This is a genomic window from Rhodanobacter sp. MP7CTX1 (assembly GCF_014205795.1).
Lineage (GTDB): Bacteria > Pseudomonadota > Gammaproteobacteria > Xanthomonadales > Rhodanobacteraceae > Rhodanobacter.
On record NZ_JACHCN010000024.1, the window covers coordinates 12,999 to 29,361 of the forward strand.

General features: G+C 62.8%; 16 protein-coding genes. 9 read left to right on the plus strand and 7 right to left on the minus strand.

Annotated elements, in window-relative coordinates; translation table 11 throughout:
* Window positions 1–44 precede the first annotated feature (44 nt).
* Window positions 45–560, plus strand: coding sequence for a M48 family metallopeptidase (locus HDE77_RS19435; protein WP_184419571.1), 516 nt, complete (start codon window positions 45–47; stop codon window positions 558–560).
* Window positions 553–1,206: a DUF6348 family protein gene (locus HDE77_RS19440; protein WP_184419572.1), complete on the plus strand. Its 654-nt coding sequence runs from the start codon at window positions 553–555 to the stop codon at window positions 1,204–1,206. The genes HDE77_RS19435 and HDE77_RS19440 overlap by 8 nt, the downstream gene beginning before the upstream one ends.
* 107 nt (window positions 1,207–1,313) lie before the next feature.
* Here HDE77_RS19440 and HDE77_RS19445 read toward each other — a convergent pair whose 3' ends face one another.
* The 3 genes from HDE77_RS19445 to pdhA form a co-directional block, all read right to left on the minus strand.
* On the minus strand, window positions 1,314–2,702 hold the full coding sequence (locus tag HDE77_RS19445) for a dihydrolipoamide acetyltransferase family protein (protein ID WP_184419573.1): 1,389 nt from the start codon (window positions 2,700–2,702) through the stop codon (window positions 1,314–1,316).
* Between the two features lie 75 nt (window positions 2,703–2,777).
* Window positions 2,778–3,758 (minus strand): alpha-ketoacid dehydrogenase subunit beta, encoded by a 981-nt coding sequence (locus tag HDE77_RS19450; RefSeq protein ID WP_184419574.1) that lies wholly within the window; start codon window positions 3,756–3,758, stop codon window positions 2,778–2,780.
* A 3-nt stretch (window positions 3,759–3,761) separates the two neighbouring features.
* Window positions 3,762–4,847, minus strand: coding sequence for a pyruvate dehydrogenase (acetyl-transferring) E1 component subunit alpha (pdhA, locus tag HDE77_RS19455; RefSeq protein ID WP_184419575.1), 1,086 nt, complete (start codon window positions 4,845–4,847; stop codon window positions 3,762–3,764).
* Window positions 4,848–5,250: 403 nt separating this feature from the next.
* Between pdhA and HDE77_RS19460 the strand changes: the two genes are divergently transcribed.
* Both HDE77_RS19460 and HDE77_RS19465 read left to right on the plus strand, forming a co-directional pair.
* A complete protein-coding gene (locus HDE77_RS19460) occupies window positions 5,251–6,099 on the plus strand; it encodes a tryptophan 2,3-dioxygenase family protein (protein ID WP_184419576.1) in 849 nt (282 codons plus the stop codon).
* A gap of 127 nt (window positions 6,100–6,226) precedes the next feature.
* Complete coding sequence (locus tag HDE77_RS19465; protein WP_184419577.1) at window positions 6,227–7,729, plus strand: oligopeptide:H+ symporter; 1,503 nt, start codon at window positions 6,227–6,229, stop codon at window positions 7,727–7,729.
* A 39-nt stretch (window positions 7,730–7,768) separates the two neighbouring features.
* Here HDE77_RS19465 and HDE77_RS19470 read toward each other — a convergent pair whose 3' ends face one another.
* The 4 genes from HDE77_RS19470 to HDE77_RS19485 all read right to left on the minus strand — a co-directional run bounded on the left by HDE77_RS19470 (window position 7,769) and on the right by HDE77_RS19485 (window position 11,163).
* The gene (locus tag HDE77_RS19470; protein ID WP_184419578.1) at window positions 7,769–8,449 is read right to left on the minus strand and encodes a toll/interleukin-1 receptor domain-containing protein; all 681 of its coding nucleotides are present in this window, start codon (window positions 8,447–8,449) and stop codon (window positions 7,769–7,771) included.
* Between the two features lie 3 nt (window positions 8,450–8,452).
* Window positions 8,453–9,316 (minus strand): DUF3365 domain-containing protein, encoded by an 864-nt coding sequence (locus tag HDE77_RS19475; RefSeq protein ID WP_221444380.1) that lies wholly within the window; start codon window positions 9,314–9,316, stop codon window positions 8,453–8,455.
* Between the two features lie 263 nt (window positions 9,317–9,579).
* Window positions 9,580–10,530, minus strand: coding sequence for a cation diffusion facilitator family transporter (locus tag HDE77_RS19480; RefSeq protein ID WP_184419579.1), 951 nt, complete (start codon window positions 10,528–10,530; stop codon window positions 9,580–9,582).
* Between the two features lie 162 nt (window positions 10,531–10,692).
* Window positions 10,693–11,163, minus strand: coding sequence for a MarR family winged helix-turn-helix transcriptional regulator (locus HDE77_RS19485; RefSeq protein WP_184419580.1), 471 nt, complete (start codon window positions 11,161–11,163; stop codon window positions 10,693–10,695).
* A 162-nt stretch (window positions 11,164–11,325) separates the two neighbouring features.
* On the opposite strand from HDE77_RS19485, the gene hppD reads away from it, so the two are divergent.
* The 5 genes from hppD (at window position 11,326) to HDE77_RS19510 (ending at window position 16,283) form a co-directional block, all read left to right on the plus strand.
* The gene (gene hppD / locus HDE77_RS19490; RefSeq protein ID WP_184419603.1) at window positions 11,326–12,396 is read left to right on the plus strand and encodes a 4-hydroxyphenylpyruvate dioxygenase; all 1,071 of its coding nucleotides are present in this window, start codon (window positions 11,326–11,328) and stop codon (window positions 12,394–12,396) included.
* Between the two features lie 313 nt (window positions 12,397–12,709).
* Window positions 12,710–13,009, plus strand: coding sequence for a GIY-YIG nuclease family protein (locus HDE77_RS19495; RefSeq protein WP_184419581.1), 300 nt, complete (start codon window positions 12,710–12,712; stop codon window positions 13,007–13,009).
* An 87-nt stretch (window positions 13,010–13,096) separates the two neighbouring features.
* The gene (hmgA, locus tag HDE77_RS19500) at window positions 13,097–14,386 is read left to right on the plus strand and encodes a homogentisate 1,2-dioxygenase (RefSeq protein ID WP_184419582.1); all 1,290 of its coding nucleotides are present in this window, start codon (window positions 13,097–13,099) and stop codon (window positions 14,384–14,386) included.
* Between the two features lie 30 nt (window positions 14,387–14,416).
* On the plus strand, window positions 14,417–15,403 hold the full coding sequence (locus HDE77_RS19505; protein WP_184419583.1) for a fumarylacetoacetate hydrolase family protein: 987 nt from the start codon (window positions 14,417–14,419) through the stop codon (window positions 15,401–15,403).
* A gap of 118 nt (window positions 15,404–15,521) precedes the next feature.
* The gene (locus HDE77_RS19510; RefSeq protein ID WP_184419584.1) at window positions 15,522–16,283 is read left to right on the plus strand and encodes a helix-turn-helix domain-containing protein; all 762 of its coding nucleotides are present in this window, start codon (window positions 15,522–15,524) and stop codon (window positions 16,281–16,283) included.
* Window positions 16,284–16,363: the final 80 nt, after the last annotated feature.

The window sequence follows — 16,363 nt, forward strand, 5'->3', positions numbered from 1 at the left end:
CGCGTCCATCACGCGCGAGCCGGCGGAGTGCGAGAATACGCATCATGTTGCCGCTCAAATATCTCCAGGCGTACCCCGCAACCTTGCAGGACAAGGTGCGCCTGCTGATTGCGCAGCAGCGTCTGGGCGAGCACCTGGCCAAGCGCTATCCGGATCGCCACTCGGTGCAGAGCGACAAGGCGCTGTACGCCTACACGATGGAGCTGAAACAGCAGCATCTGAAAAACGCGCCAGGAATCGACAAAGTGCTGTACGACAGCAAGCTCGATGTGGTGCAGCGAGCACTGGGGCTGCACACCGCGATCTCGCGCGTGCAGGGCAGCAAGCTCAAGGCGAAAAAGGAAATCCGCGTGGCCGCGTTGTTCAAGGCGGCCGCACCGGAGTTCCTGCAGATGATCGTGGTGCATGAGCTGGCGCATCTGAAGGAAGTCGACCACAACAAGGCGTTCTACCAGCTGTGCACCTACATGCTGCCGGACTACCACCAAGTGGAGTTCGACTTGCGCGTGTATCTGACCTGGCGTGAGTTGCCGCGAGCGAGCGAGGAAGATCATGGATAGTGTGGCGCTACAGAAATACCTGCTGCGGCTCTTCGAGCGGCACGGTGTGGAACTGGAAGCTGATGAAGACGGCTGGCTGGTTACTGACGACGACTTTCCGGCGATTCGTGCCGAGTGGCACGAAGGTAATGCGGGTGAGCCGGGTCGCCTCGATGTCGACGTGGTGTTGAGCGAGGAGCGGCGCATCGAGGAGAGTTTTGCTGGCCTCGGCAGTGGCGACGCCGGCTGCAGCGATGCCCTGCACACGTTTGAAGAGAATGCATTTCACCTGCTGCTGGCCGCCTGCTGGTATGTCACCGACGATCGCAGGATGCGCATCACGGCATGGGACATCGGCGTGCGCACGTGGGATGTCTTTATTGGGCCGTTCACGCTGCTTGGCACCGATGAAAACACCGTGGCCATTCCCGCCGAAGCGCTGGCCGCGATCGAAACCGCAGTGAAACGCGAAGTGCTGACGCCGGAGTTGCACTGGCTGCGGCTGGTTCATCGTCACGGCGCGCAGGGCGATTCACGTTGCGAGGCGCTGCTCGACAACGAACCATGGACCGCGGGAACCCTGGCGCTGGATTCCGTCGCGTGGCCGTCAAGCGAGCACGATTACCGTGCGCGTTGCTTCATGCTGCTCGACGTGCGCGACTACTGATCTGCGCTTGGAAAGCGGCGATTCGAAAGCCGTGATATGAAAACGGTGACAAGAAAATTAACAGGGCGCCCTTGGGCGCCCTGTTTGTCATGGCATGTCGACCTTGCTCAGTTCGGCAGGGCCAGATCGTCCAGCATCGCCTTGAGGAAGCGCGCGGCTTCACCGCCGGTGGCGGCGCGGTGGTCGAAGGTTATCGACAGCGGCATGCGGCGATGGACTTCGATGCCGCCCATCACCGCGACCACGTCGTGGCTGAGCTTGCCGGCGCCGACGATCGCGACCGTCGGCGGCACCACGACCGGCGTGGCATAACGGCCAGCAAACATGCCGAAGTTGGTCAGGCTGATGGTGTAGCCGGACAACTCCGAAGCGGGGATCGAACGATCTTCGACTTGCGTGCGCAAGCGTTTGATCGCGGCGCGGACACCGGCGCCGTCGAGCACGTCGGCATTGCGCAGCGCGGGCACGAACAGACCGTCGTCAGTGTCCACCGCGATGCCGATGTCGACATGCGGATGCAGCGTGCGGGTGAGGTTTTTGCCGTCGAACCACGCATTCAGTGCCGGCACGGTCTTGCAGGCAGACACGATCGCGCGAACCAGACGGGCGGTGATGTCCTGCTTGCCGCTCCAGGCGTGCAGGTCGGCGTCGTCGTTCAGGGTGGTCGGCACGACCTGGGCGTGGGCATCCGCCATCACGCGTGCCATGTTGCGACGTACGCCCTTCAACTGTTCCGGTTGGCCACTGGCCTGCACGCTGGGCGACGAGGTGCGCACGGGCTTGCCCGCCAGCGACACGGCTGTGCGGCTTGCGTCCGGTGGCGGTAGGTCAGGAGCCAGGTGACGACCGGCGGAGGCCGCTACGGCACGCGCAGGGGCGGCACCGAGTGCGGCCGAACCGTTCGCGGCGGCGTCCTTGACATCTTTCATGGTCACCACGCCGTCGGCGCCGCTCGGGCGCACGCGCGCGAGATCAACCTTGAGTTTTTTCGCCAGCGCGCGCACTGCGGGCACGGCCTTCACGCCGCCGATGCTGGCCGCCTGCTCGACGTGCACGTGACTGCCGCTGACCATCGCGCCGACCACGGTGCCTTCGTCTTCGCGATCGGCTTTCTTGCCATTGCTCTCGATCTCGCCGCCGTCATCGGAAGCGACCACCTTGTGGCTGTCGTCCGGTGCCGGGCTGCCGACGCTTTTCTTCGGGCCGTGGTGATGGCCGGTGGATTCGGCTTCGGCGCGCTGTTTCGCATTCGGATCGGGTTCGAAGTCGGCCAGTGCGGCACCGGTTTCGATGATGTCGCCGGCAGCACCATGCAGCTTGACGACCTTGCCGGTGTACGGCGAGGGCACGTCGACGACCGCCTTGGCGGTTTCCATCGAGCACAGCGGAGCGTCCAGCTTGATGCTGTCGCCCACCTTGACGTGCCACTCGACCACGGTGGCGTCGGGCAGGCCTTCGCCGAGGTCGGGCAGGTAGAAAGTCTTGATATCAGCCATGAGCGGAATCCAGAGTGTGTTTGATCTTGGTTTGATTTTGGCTCCCTCCCCTGCAAGCAGGGGGAGGAGCATGGGTCAGCTGACGGCCAGCGTACGCTTCGCCGCGTCAACGACGCGTTCCACGCTTGGCAGGTATTTCATTTCCAGGCGGAACAGCGGGATGTGCGTGTCGAAGCCGGTAACGCGCTCGACGGGCGCGAGCAGGTCGTACAGACACTCCTCGGCCACGCGCGCGGCGATCTCGGCGCCGAACCCGGCGGTCTTCGGCGCTTCGTGCACGATCACGCAGCGGCCGGTCTTCTGCACCGATTCGGCGATGGTGTCGAAGTCCAGCGGGGTCAGCGTGGCGACGTCGATCACTTCAGCGCTGATGCCTTGCTGGGCCAGTTCGTCGGCGGCCTCGAGCGCTTCCTTCACCTGTGCGCCCCAGGTCACCAGGGTCACATCGGTGCCGTCGCGCAGCACGAAGCACACGTCCAGCGGCAGCGCTTCGCCGTCGTCCGGCACCTCTTCCTTGTACTGGCGGTAGATGCGCTTCGGCTCGAAGAACATCACCGGATCCGGATCGCGGATCGCGGCCAGCAGCAGGCCGTAGGCGCGCGCTGGCGAGGACGGCATCACGACGCGCAGACCGGGGATGTTGGTGAACAGATGCTCGTTCGCCTCGGAGTGATGCTCCGGCGCGCGGATGCCGCCCCCCCACGGTGCGCGGAACACGGCCGGCACGGTGATGCGACCGCGGGTGCGGTTGCGCATGCGTGCGGCGTGGCAGGCGATCTGCTCCATCATCGGGTAGATGAAGCCCTCGAACTGCGCTTCGGCGATCGGCTTCATGCCCATTGCGGCCATGCCGACGGTGACGCCGGCGATCGTGGTTTCGTCCAGCGGCGTGTCGAGCACGCGCAGCTCGCCGAATTTTTCCTGCAGGCCCTGGGTGGCGCGGAACACGCCGCCGTTGACGCCCACGTCCTCGCCCAGCACCACGACGCTTTCGTCGCGGGCCATTTCATAGGCGAGCGCCTGGGTGACTGCTTCGATGAGAGTAATTTGTGCCATGGCTCAGTGACCTTTGGTTTCGAGCGAAAGGACGTAATCGCGCTGTTTGGCGAGATCGGCAGGGACTTCGGCGAAGATGTAGTCGAACATCGCCGTCACTGGCTGCGTCTTGGTCTCGAGGTAGGCGTTCACCTCGTTGTCCATCCACTCGTCGCACTCGGCCTTCCAGGCCTCTTCCTTCTCGTCGTCCCACACACCCTTGCCGACCAGCCAGTTGCGCAGGCGCTTCATCGGCTCGCGTTCCCAGCCATCCTTCACTTCCTGCTCGCCACGGTAGCGGCGGGCATCGTCGGCGGTGGTGTGATCGCCCAGACGATAGGTCACCGCCTCGATCACGCTACCGCCGTTGCCGGAGCGCGCGCGCTCCAGTGCGTCTTCCATCGCCTTGCGCACGGCGATGATGTCGTTCCCGTCCACCTGGATGGAAAACAGGCCCGCGGCGATGCCTTTCTGCGCCAGCGTCGGCGCGCCGGTCTGGATCTTGCGCGGCACCGAGATCGCCCATTGGTTGTTGACGATCACGGCTACCAGCGGCAGGTTCTGCGCGCCGGCGATGTTGATGGCGCCGTAGAAGTCACCCTTGGACGAGCCGCCGTCGCCGATCGTGCAAACCGCCACGCGTGGCTCCTTGCGGATCTTGAATGCGAGTGCGGCGCCGGCGGCATGCAGGCACTGCGTGGCGATCGGCACCGACCAGGCGAAATCGTGGCGCGCAGGTTCTTTCTGGTAATCGTTGCCGCGCTCGTCGCCGCCCCAGTACATGTACACCTCGCGCGGCTGCACGCCGCGATACAGCTGGGCGCCGTATTCGCGGTAGCTCGGTGCATAGACGTCTTCCGGCCGCATCGCGCTGCCGATACCGACATGCGCCGCTTCGTGACCGAGGCAGCTGGCGTAGGTGCCGAGCTTGCCGGTGCGCTGCAGCGCGATCGACTTGGCGTCGAACACGCGGGTCGACAGCATCAGCTTGTACAGCTCGACCATGTGGCCGAGATCCTTCGCGAACTCGGGCAGGTCATCACGGACTTGCTTGCCCTCGGCATCGAGGTATTGCAGGTATTCAATTTCAAACTTGGCGGCGATGGTCACGACTCGCTCCGAGGTGGGGATAGAGAGGGAAAAACCTGGCAGATGACGCGCCCCGGGAATACGGAGGCACGCAAACGACCGAACAAGACCGCGCTTGATAACAGGCGAACATGTTGCGGTGCAAGGTACAGCGCAGCATGCGTGGGCGTACGGAAGGGCAACTTTCCAGCGCCGGCAAGGCTTTGCGGCTGTTTATCAGGTTGGAGGCGAGAGGGCCGGTTTGCCGGTAGAGCGACCCCTCCCCAACCCTCCCCTGCGAGCAGGGGAGCGAGGACTGCCAGGTCAGATCCGGCGGCGATCCCTGCCTTGGCCTTCGACGTGAATGGGACATTTCTTGCCCAAGGTCGGGGCCAGCAGGTCTCGCAGCCGCTAACATGCCGTCTTTTGGAGGCGTGCTGAACACATGAGTGAGAATCGGCGTGAGCTTGAGGCAGGTATTCAGACTGATCTTGATGGTCAGATGACGTATGGTGGCTATCTGCATCTGGACATCCTGCTGTCGGCGCAGCAGCCGCTGAGCCAGCCGCCGCATCACGATGAGATGTTGTTCATCGTGCAACATCATGTGGCCGAGCTGTGGATGAAGCTGTTGATCCACGAGCTGAGGGCGGCGGTTTCGCATCTCCAGACGGACAACATCGACGCCTGCCTGAAAATCCTGGCCCGGGTAAAACACGTGCAGCGGCAGCTGTTTGAGCAGTGGGCAGTGCTGGAGACCTTGACGCCATCGGAGTATCTGGAGTTCCGCCACGTGCTGGGACCATCCTCTGGCTTCCAGTCGCTGCAGTACCGTCAGATCGAGTTTCTGCTGGGCAACAAGAACGAGGCGATGCTGAAGGTGTTTGCACACGATCCGGCGGCACAGGCGGAACTGCGCGCTGTGCTCGAAGCGCCGAGCCTGTACGACGAATTCCTGCGTTATCTCGCGCGTCGCGGTCATGCCGTGCCCGCGGAACTGCTGGAGCGCGATTGGGCGCAGCCCTACCAGCGCAACGAAGCATTGCTGCCGGTACTCAAGCGCATCTATGAAGGCCGCGCGGAATTCTGGCCGGAATATCACATGTGCGAGCAGCTGGTGGACGTGGAGGGAAGTTTCCAGCTTTGGCGTTTCCGCCATATGAAAACGGTGGAACGCATCATTGGTCATCGTCGTGGCACCGGTGGTTCGTCCGGCGTGAGCTTCCTGAAAAAGGCGCTTGAGCTGGAGTTTTTCCCCGAGCTGCTGGACGTGCGAACCGTGCTGGGTAGCTAAGCCAATGCTGCGCTGCATTTGACGCCGCGCGCAGCCAGCGGTTACACCTTTCGAAAGAAATCACACATCACGAATCTCAACTCCGGCGCGCATGCGATGTGCCGCGCCGGGGCTACCAGGGAAACTCATGAATCAGGCTATCGAGACGAGCATCGCGCCCGACTATCCGCAGATGCTCGGCCATCCACGCCCGTTGTGGATGTTGTTCATGACCGAGTTCTGGGAGCGCTTCGCGTTCTACAGCGTGAGCTGGGCGCTGGCCTTGTACATCGTGGCGCACTTCTACAACGGCGATCCGGCGGGGCAGGCGTGGGCCGCGCAGATCTTCGGATCCTATACGGCGCTCATCTATGCCTCCAGCATCTTTGGCGGCTATGTGGCGGACAAGATTATCGGTTACCAGCGATCGATCCTGATTGGCGCCTTGGTAATGGCCTTGGGTCTGTTCGCGGTGATGTTGCCGAGTCGGGACATTTTCCTGTTTGGCCTGGCGATGGTGATTGTCGGCAATGGTCTGTTCAAGCCGAATATTTCTTCGATGGTCGGTCAGCTTTACGGGCCCAATGATGACCGCCGTGATCGGGGCTTCACCCTTTTCTACATGGGCATCAACGGTGGTGCGCTGCTGGCACCCTTGTTGACTGGTTGGCTGGCGAGCTATTTCACCGACACCCCCTTGCAGCAGAACTACAAGCTGGTCTTTGGCGCTGCAGGTGTCGGCATGCTGCTGAGCCTGTTCTGGTTCTGGTTCGGTCGACGTGGCCTGCGTGGCGTCGGACGACCCGCGCCCGAGGCAGCCAGCCGCATGCGCGTGGTGTGGGTGCTGCTAGGCGTCGCCGTCACGGTGCCGCTGGTGTATTTGCTGCTCGCCTACGTCGGCGCGAACGGCCTGCAATTTGTGCTCGGGCCATTGTTCGTCGCTGTCGCGATCATGCTGATTGTCGAAGCCATCCGACATGATCGCGTGCAGCTGGATCGCGTGCTGGCGATGCTGATCATCTTCGCTTTCAGCGTGCTGTTCTGGATGTTCTACTTTCAGCTGGGCACGTCGTTCAACTTCCTGGCGGAGAATCTGGTCGACCGAAAGATGTTCGGTGGCTGGGTGTTCCCGGTTGGCTGGTTCCAGTCGGTGAGTCCGTTGGCGATCATTGCGCTGGCACCGATCGTGACCCTGATCTGGGCTTTTCTTGCGAAGCGCCACAAGGAGCCTTCGATCCCGCGCAAGTTCGGTTTGTCACTGATCTTCAACGGGCTGGGATTCGCCGTACTTGTCTACGCGCTTGCCCGCTTGATCGATGGCAACGGGCTGATTCCGTTCTGGCCGCTGACGCTGTGTTACGTGCTGCAGACAGTGGGCGAGTTGTGTCTGTCGCCGATCGGGCTTTCCATGGTCACGAAGCTGGCGCCGCCGCGATTGGTCGGCCTGGCGATGGGCGGTTGGTTCCTGTCGCTGGCGGTGGGCGGCAATCTGTCTGGATTGCTGGCCGGCCATATCAGCGGCGAAAACGGCATGACCGCTGCTTCCGCGCTCTCCGGTTTCACCTTCAGCTTCTGGCTACTGACCGGAGCGGGCGTACTGTTGTTGTTGATATCGCCGCTCATCAACAAACTGATGCATGGCGTGCGCTGAGCGGCGCGCAAAGCGGGGCATGCACGATCGCCCCGCCAGCTATTTGTCCTTGCCAATCCGCCAGCAGGCCTGAAGAAAGATCCGTCGTTCCGGCTCGTCGTCAATTTCCGGCGCGAGGCGCTGTGCGAGGGCATCCAGGTCGCCGCCGCCCTGCGCGGCGCGACGCACAAGGTGCCCGGCTACGGGCCCGATGCGTTTCGCGAGCTCTGTTTCCAGCAGGCGCAAGTGCGCCGCATCAACACCGCCTGGGTGAGTGGCATCGGCTGGCTCGGCGACCCGCGATGGCCGGAGCTCGGTGGGGACGTCGTGGGCGATCTGCCTGCCGAGGGCTGTATCGAGGTGATCGCATAGCCGATCGATGTGCGGTTCGAGTGGTAGCGGAAACGCATCCATCCAGTGTTGTGTGCTGAGGAAGTATTCCAGGCTCTTTGAAGGCAGCACATCCTCGATCCGGAACGGAAGGATCGGCAACTGCTTGTGCACGGCCCGCTCAACCTCGCGCCGCACCTGGTTCGAGTCGTTGCTGCTGCCGGAGAAAACCAGAACCATGAGCCGCGCACTGGAAATCGCATCGATGATTTCGGCGGCCCAGTCGGCTGCCGGTGATACGTCGCGCGGCGCGATCCAGACGCTGATGCCGCGCGCCTCCAGGCGCTGCACGAGCGCGAAGGCAGCTTCCCGATCCGGCTGCGAATAGCTGACAAACAGGTCGTGTGCCATGGCCTAGCCGCCCAGCATCCGCAGCGCCTTGTCCAGACTTTTGCGCATACGATTGAAGGCCGCCGACAACGCCGCCACCTCAGGCCCTCCGCCACTCGGGAACTCCGCGGCTGAGGTATCGCCGAGGCTCACCTGGTCGGCTATCCGCGCAATCCGGCGCACCGGGCGGATGACCAGCACATAGAGCGAGGCGTTGACGACCAGCAGTACGATGACGAGCATCGCGGCGATGGCGGTCAGCACGTCGCGGCGGACGCGCCCTGCGCTCGACTCGGCACTGGCGAACGGCACCGAGACGATTTGCGCGCCGACGACCTCGTTGGGCTGCCAGCCAAATCCGTTGTCGCGGCCATAGCGTGCGAGCAACGTGGCCGGTGCCGCCGAAGGCAGGCTGTGACATTCCAGGCAGCCGGAATCGACGCGGATCGGGCGTGCCAGATAGAGGGTGCTGCCCATTGGGGTGTCGCGTCCTCCGCTCACTTCCCTGGTGCTGCTGTCGTTGCGGAAGCGCTGCACGATGTCCGCCTCCCAGTCCATCGCGCGGTCGCGTGGATTGGTCGGGTTGAGCGTGGCTTCCTTGTAGGAGTAGTCGGGATGCTCTTTGTGCAGCGTGAGGAAGTTCTGCGTCGCGGCATAGAACGGCACGCTCTGCGGGCGGAACGCGGTAACCATCTTGTCGTCGAGCAACGGCCCGATCTCGGTCTCGGTATAGGAACGAATCGCCGCAGCGCTGTCCATCATCAAACCGGCCTGGGCAAGCACTTCGCGCGTCGCGTTTTCCTGCAGGGTCGATGTTACGACCAGGGAGATCGCAGCCATGCCGAGCGCGAAGGCGACAAGCAATATCAGGTTGATCCGCAGCAGCACGCTCGGCCCCCTTGGCGGAGCGCAGGTCCATGACCCGGCCCCGACTGTGTTCAAGGCTGTTGGAACTTCGGTGACGTCCGTCAGACGCGCCACTCATGCCGTCTTGGGAATCATGCCACAAAGCGCCAGGCAGGGGTCTTGCACGGTTTTGCCGGAATTTCCCATCAAAGCAGGGGTCTGTCGCCCTCGCGAAGGATGGGGACACCAGCCGCCTCAAAGTGAGGGCGATGCTGACGCCCTCCATCATTCGCTTGAACGGAACTTCAGTGCGCCGCGAATACGCAGCGCTTCGCATCGCCGCTGCCACTGGGCAACGTGTGGTCGGTTTGCAGGGTGGAATGCACGATGGCATAGCGCTCGTGGAGCAAGGCCTCGACCTGGCGACGGGTCGCGTGACAGTCGACTTCGGGATCAACGAACAAGTGAGCCGATAGCGAGGGCATCCCCGAAGTCACTTCCCACACGTGCAGATCCTCCACCCGCTGCACGGCCGAGACCTCCAGCATGGCCGCGCCGATCGCGTCGGGATCGAGCCCACGCGGTGCAGCTTCGAGGAATACGCGGCCGGCAGCGCGCACCAGGCCAAAGCCGGCCTTGAGCATCAGCGCAGCCACTAGCAGCGCGGCGACGGCGTCGAGGCGATTCCAGCCGGTCCACCAGATGATGCCCCCAGCGACGGCGGTGGCGATGAAGGCGTACAGGTCGGTGAGGATGTGCTGGAAGCTGCCTTCCACGTTGAGGCTCTGCCGGTTGGCCTTGCTCATCACCCAGACCGCGACCAGGTTGACGGCGATGCCGACCACCGCAGTGACGGTCACCAGCATGCCTTCGACCTGCGGTGGAGTGATCAGGCGTTTGATCGCCTCGACCACGAACCATATCGACAGCAGCAACAAGGTCAGACCATTCGCCAGCGCGCTCAAGATTTCCGCGCGTTTGAAGCCGAAGGTATAGCTGCCGCTGGCCGGGCGCTTGGCCAGTCGCATCGCCAGCAAGGCCAGGGCGATCGCGCCGGCATCGGCGAGCATGTGGCCGGCATCGGAAATCAGCGCCAATGACGAGGCGAGCGTGCCGACGATTACCTCGACCGCCATGAAACCGACCAGCAGCAGCAAGGCCATGGTCAGGTAGCGCTTGTCAGCATCGCCAGCCACAGCATGGCCGTGATCATGGTGATGATCGTGGTCGTGGCTGTGGTGTGCGCTTTCGGTCATGTCGGGTTCCTGTCTGGTAGGGGAAAGGTACGACTAGAAGGCGGCGTTATGACATTGCATTGGGTGCGTTGCCATTGGACAGGATCGACGGGGCGAGCAGAAATCCGGCCGACGCCGCGGCCAGCACTGACGCTTGCGTGGATGATTCGGGGCGGCGCCGGTTCAGCGTTCGATGGGCTGCAGCTTGTCGAGAATGCGGTTCAGCCACGCACGTTCTTCCGCGTCCAGTTTGGCCAGCACCTCCCGTTCGCGGGCGCGGGCCATGGGGGCCACCTCGTCGTGCATGGTCCAGCCGGCTTCGGTAAGGCCAAGCACCGAGCGGCGCTTGTCATCGTCATGGGTCACGCGACTGACTCGCCCGGCTTCGACCAGCCGCGCCAGGGCGCGGCTTACCGCGACCTTGTCCATCGCGGTGCGCTCGGCGACCTCGCGGGCAGACAGGCCTTCGAAACGGGCCAGCACCGCCATCACGCGCCACTCGGTCACCGAGATGTCATAGCGGCGTTGATAATCGTCGGCGATCGCCTGGCTGATCGTGTTGGACAGGATCGACAGCCGGTAGGGCAGGAAACGCTCCAGCTGTAGCGGGGCGTGCTCGGCCGTGGCGGGGGCAGGTTTGCGGGGAGTCGACACTTTGACGGTGTTCCTTGCAAATGGTTTCATATGTAACTATAACGGGGGTCTTAGCGAATCCTTCGCAACCGTCCGCTCATCCTTGTGCGGACTTCCCCGCAACACCAGCTTAGCGACAACTCATCGCAGGAGAGCGCCATGAACGCCCAGCCGAATCTTGGCATGCAGGTCACCACGTTCGAGAACCCGATGGGTATCGACGGTTTCGAATTCGTCGAGTTCGCCGCGCCGGCAGGGCGCGCCGGCGAGCTGCACGATATGTTCAAGCGCATGGGCTTCACCGCGGTGCTCAAGCACAAGACGCGGCCGATCACCGTGTACCGGCAGAACGGCGTGAACTTTCTGGTCAATGAAGATCCGGATTCGTTCGCCGCCGACTTCGCCAACGCACATGGTCCCAGCGCCTGCGGTTTCGCGATCCGCTTCAGCAAGCCGTCCGCTGAAGTGCTTGCGACCGTGCTTGGCAACGGCGGTGAAGCGGTCGATCACAAGCCAGCGAGCAAGGCGGTGGACGCGCCCGTGGTCAAGGGCATCGGCGACTGCATGCTGTACCTGATCGATCGCTACGGCAGCGCCGGCAGCATCTACGACGCCGACTACGCGCCCATTCCCGGCGCCGATCAGAACCCGAGCGGCTTCGGTCTGACATTCATCGACCATCTCACGCACAACCTCTATTTCGGCAACATGCAGAAGTGGTCGGACTATTACGAGCGGCTGTTCAACTTCCGCGAGATCCGCTACTTCGACATCAAGGGTGCCAAGACCGGCCTGGTGTCGAAGGCGATGACGGCGCCGGACGGCGTGGTACGTATTCCGCTGAACGAGTCGAACGATCCGAAGTCGCAGATCAATGAATACCTCGACGCGTATCACGGCGAAGGCATCCAGCACATCGCCTGCTTCACCGACGATATTTACAGCACGGTGGAGAAGATGCGCGACGCCGGCGTGACCTTTCTCGATACACCGGATGCGTATTTCGAGGTGATCGACGAGCGCGTGCCGAATCATGGTGAGGATGTGGCGCGGCTGGCGAAGAACAAGATCCTGATCGACGCCGATCTGGAGACCAAACAACGCAAGCTGCTGCAGATCTTCACCCAGAACGCGATCGGGCCGATCTTCTTCGAGATCATCCAGCGCAAGGGCAACGAAGGCTTCGGCGAAGGCAACTTCCAGGCGCTGTTCGAGTCGATCGAGCGTGATCAGATGAAGCGCGGTTTCTTGTGATTTAAGAGGCTATTCTCCGCAACCCTTCGACTTCGCCTGCAGACAGCGCAGGCTACGCTCAGGGCGAACGGTGAGGGTAGACGATAAGCGGTATAGGCTCAGGGCGATCGGCAACTTTCCTCACCGTTCGCCCTGAGCGTAACCGCGTAGCGGCGAAGTCGAAGGGCAGTCAGGGGTGAGGGTAGACGGTATACGGTATACGCTCAGGGTGAACGGCAACTTTCCTCACCGTTCGCCCTGAGCGTAGCCGCGTAGCGGTGAAGTCGAAGGGCAGTCAGGTGAGCAAGCCAACAACCGGCAAGGAAGCCAGGAAATGGAATTCACGCTCTACATCCTCGAGTGTTTCGACGGAACGTTCTACATCGGCCACACCGACAATCTGAACCAACGACTCGCTCAACATGATCAAGGCAATGGCTGCGTCTATACCTCAACACGACGCCCGTTGAAGGTGCTTCACCCCGAAGGGTTTGAGACGCGCTACGAAGCATTGACCATGGAGCGGAAGTTGAAAGGCTGGAGCCGGGCCAAGAAGCTTGCCTACATGGCTGGTGACTGGAAGGCGGTCGGCACATTGGCCAAGGGCAAGCACAGGCATCAACGTTTGCAGTGAGGCGCTTCGACTCCGCTTGCTTCGCAAGCTACGCTCAGCGCGAACGGTGGTTTGGAACTGTTTTGCAGAATCAGGATAATCGTCCCAATGAATTACCAATCCGGTTTTGGCAACGAATTCGCCAGCGAGGCGATCGCAGGTGTCCTTCCGCAAGGGCAGAACTCGCCGCAGCGGGTAGCGCATGGGCTGTACGCCGAGCAGCTGTCGGGCACCGCGTTCACCGCGCCGCGCCATACCAACCGACGCAGTTGGTTGTACCGAATTCGTCCGGCAGCCGTGCACGCACCATTCCAGCCGCTGGCGCATGCCACTTTCCACAACCGCTTTGACGAAGTGCCGCCTACGCCGAATCAGCTGCGCTGGGATCCGCTGCCGTTGGCGAGCGCGCCCACCGACTTCGTCGATGGTCTGGTGACGCTGGCCGGCAATGGCGGCGCGGGTGAGCAGGCGGGTGTGGGCATTCATGTGTATGCGGCCAATCGTTCGATGCAGGGGCGATACTTCTACGACGCCGACGGCGAGCTGCTCATCGTGCCGCAGCTGGGCTCGCTGAGGCTGGCTACCGAGTTCGGTGTACTCGACGTCGAGCCGCAGGAGATCGCGGTGATTCCGCGCGGCGTGCGTTTTCGCGTGGAGCTGATGGATGCAGAAGCGCGCGGCTACGTCTGCGAAAACTTCGGCGCGTTGCTGCGTCTGCCCGATCTCGGCCCGATTGGCTCCAACTGTCTGGCGAATTCGCGCGATTTCCTTACGCCGCACGCGGCGTACGAAGACGTCGACGGCGCGTTTGAGTTGATCGCAAAGTTTCAGGGCACGTTGTGGTCGGCGAGGATCGATCATTCGCCACTGGACGTGGTGGCATGGCACGGCAACTACGCGGCGTACAAATACGATCTGCGCCGATTCAACACGATCGGCTCGATCAGTTTCGATCATCCCGATCCGTCGATCTTTACCGTACTCACGTCGCCCAGCGACACGGCCGGCACCGCGAATGTCGATTTCGCGATCTTCCCGCCGCGCTGGCTGGTGGCGCAGCATACGTTCCGGCCACCGTGGTTCCACCGCAACGTGGCCAGCGAGTTCATGGGCCTGATCACCGGTGTGTACGACGCCAAGGCCGAAGGCTTCCTGCCTGGCGGCGCCTCGCTGCACAACTGCATGAGTGGGCACGGGCCGGATGCGGCGACATTCGAAAGGGCCTCGAATGCCGACCTGTCCAAGCCGGACGTGATCGGCGGAACCATGGCTTTCATGTTCGAAACGCGCAAAGTGATCTGCCCGACCCGACAGGCGCTGGCCTCGCCGCAACTGCAGGGCAACTATTACGAATGCTGGCAGGGCATCGCCAAACATTTCGATCCATCGCAGGCATAAGCCGCTACACCGTTTGGTCTGGAGAAACACATGAAGCTGGGAAGTCTCAAAGAAGGTGGGCGCGACGGCACGCTGATTGTCGTTAGTCGCGATTTGACGAAGGCGGTGAAAGCTAGCGGCGTCGCCGCGACACTGCAGGCTGCGCTCGACGATTGGTCGAACAGCGCGCCGCGGTTGAACGCATTGTCCGAAGAGTTGAACGCGGGCACGGCCAGCGGTGCGTTTGCGCTGGATATGAGCGCGCTAGCGTCGCCACTGCCGCGTGCGTACGAGTTCGTCGACGGTTCGGCCTATCTGCCCCACGTGGAGCGCGTACGCCGCGCGCGTGGTGCCGAGGTGCCGAAGTCTTTCTACACCGATCCGCTGATGTACCAGGCAACCAGTGCCGGTTTTCTCGGGCCGCGCGATCCTGTAGTCGTATCCAGCGAGGACTACGGCATCGACCTGGAAGCCGAAGTCATCGTGGTCACCGATGATGTGCCGATGGCGGTGACGCCGGCGCAGGCATCCGAGCACATCCAGTTGATCGGCTTGATCAATGACGTAAGCCTGCGCGGGTTGATCCCCGGCGAACTGGCCAAGGGTTTCGGCTTCCTGCAGTCCAAGCCGCGCTCGACGTTGTCGCCGGTGCTGGTGACGCCGGACGAGTTGGGCGACGCATGGCAGGACGACAAGCTGCATCTGCCGATGCGCACCTGGTTGAACGGCACGTGGTTCGGAGAAGCCGAGTGCGGCGTCGACATGCAGTTCAGCTTCGCCGAGCTGGTGGCGCACGTGGCGAAGACGCGGCCGTTGACCGCGGGCACCATCGTCGGCTCTGGCACCATTGCGAACGAAGACACCGACAAGGGCGCGTCGTGCCTGGCCGAGCAGCGCACCGTGGAAACCCTGCGCGATGGCAAGCCGAGCACGCCGTTCCTGAAGTTTGGCGACAGCCTGCGCATCGACGTTCTCGATCGTGCCGGCGCGTCGATCTTCGGTTCGATCGAGCAGCAGATCGAGCCGCACAAGCACTGAAGCCCGTGATGGCAGGAGCCGCCGCCTGCGGCCGATGTCTCCAACGCCAGAGGTGTTGCGGCAACTCTGGCACGGCTCACGCTTTGACCTGCCGCCGTTGAGGCGGCACCATCCAGTCATGCGACCTCACGTCCCGCCACTCCATTCTGCCGAGCCGGCAGGTTCGATCACCGGCGACGGTGACGAGGCGCATTTTTGCGGCACCTGCGCATTTTCCAGCGCGTGCATAGCGGCCGGTTACGCCAAGCCCGAACTGGCCGAACTGCAATGTCTGGTCGAACACGTGGGGCCGTTCCGCGCAGGCGAGTACGTCTTCCGTACCGGTGATCCGTTCCGCGCGATCTTCGCCGTGCGCGGCGGCAGCGTCAAAACCCGCACAGTGGATCGGGAAGGTCGTGAGCAGGTGCTCGGGTTCTATCTGCCCGGCGAAGTGATTGGCCTCAACGCGATCTATCCAGAGCATTTTCCATGCGACGCGGTATCGCTGGACACCACGTATTTCTGTCGCTTCTCATTTCCGGCGATGAGTGCGCTGGCGTCGCGTATTCCCGCCGTGCAGCAGCACTTGTTTCGCATGCTGAGCAAGGAGCTGGGCACTGCCAGCGTGCTGGCCGGTGACCACAGCGCCGACGAACGCGTCGCTGCCTTTCTGATGGATCTGGCATCGCGCTACACGGCGCGCGGGTTCTCCGGTTCCCATGTCCATCTCAGCATGTCGCGCGGCGATATCGCGAACTACCTGCGCCTGGCTGCCGAGACCGTGAGCCGCGTACTCGGTCGTTTCCGCGCGCAGAAACTGATCCTGATCGAAGGCCGCGAATTGCAAGTGCTGAACCCGCTCGCATTGCGCGAGATCGGGAGGGAGCTATTGCCGGATTGATGAGCGTCATTGGCGGATGCGCAGCGGACAGTTCGAGCGCAGCCGCTTGGAAGCGCTCAGCCTGACGAAATCGTTCGGTT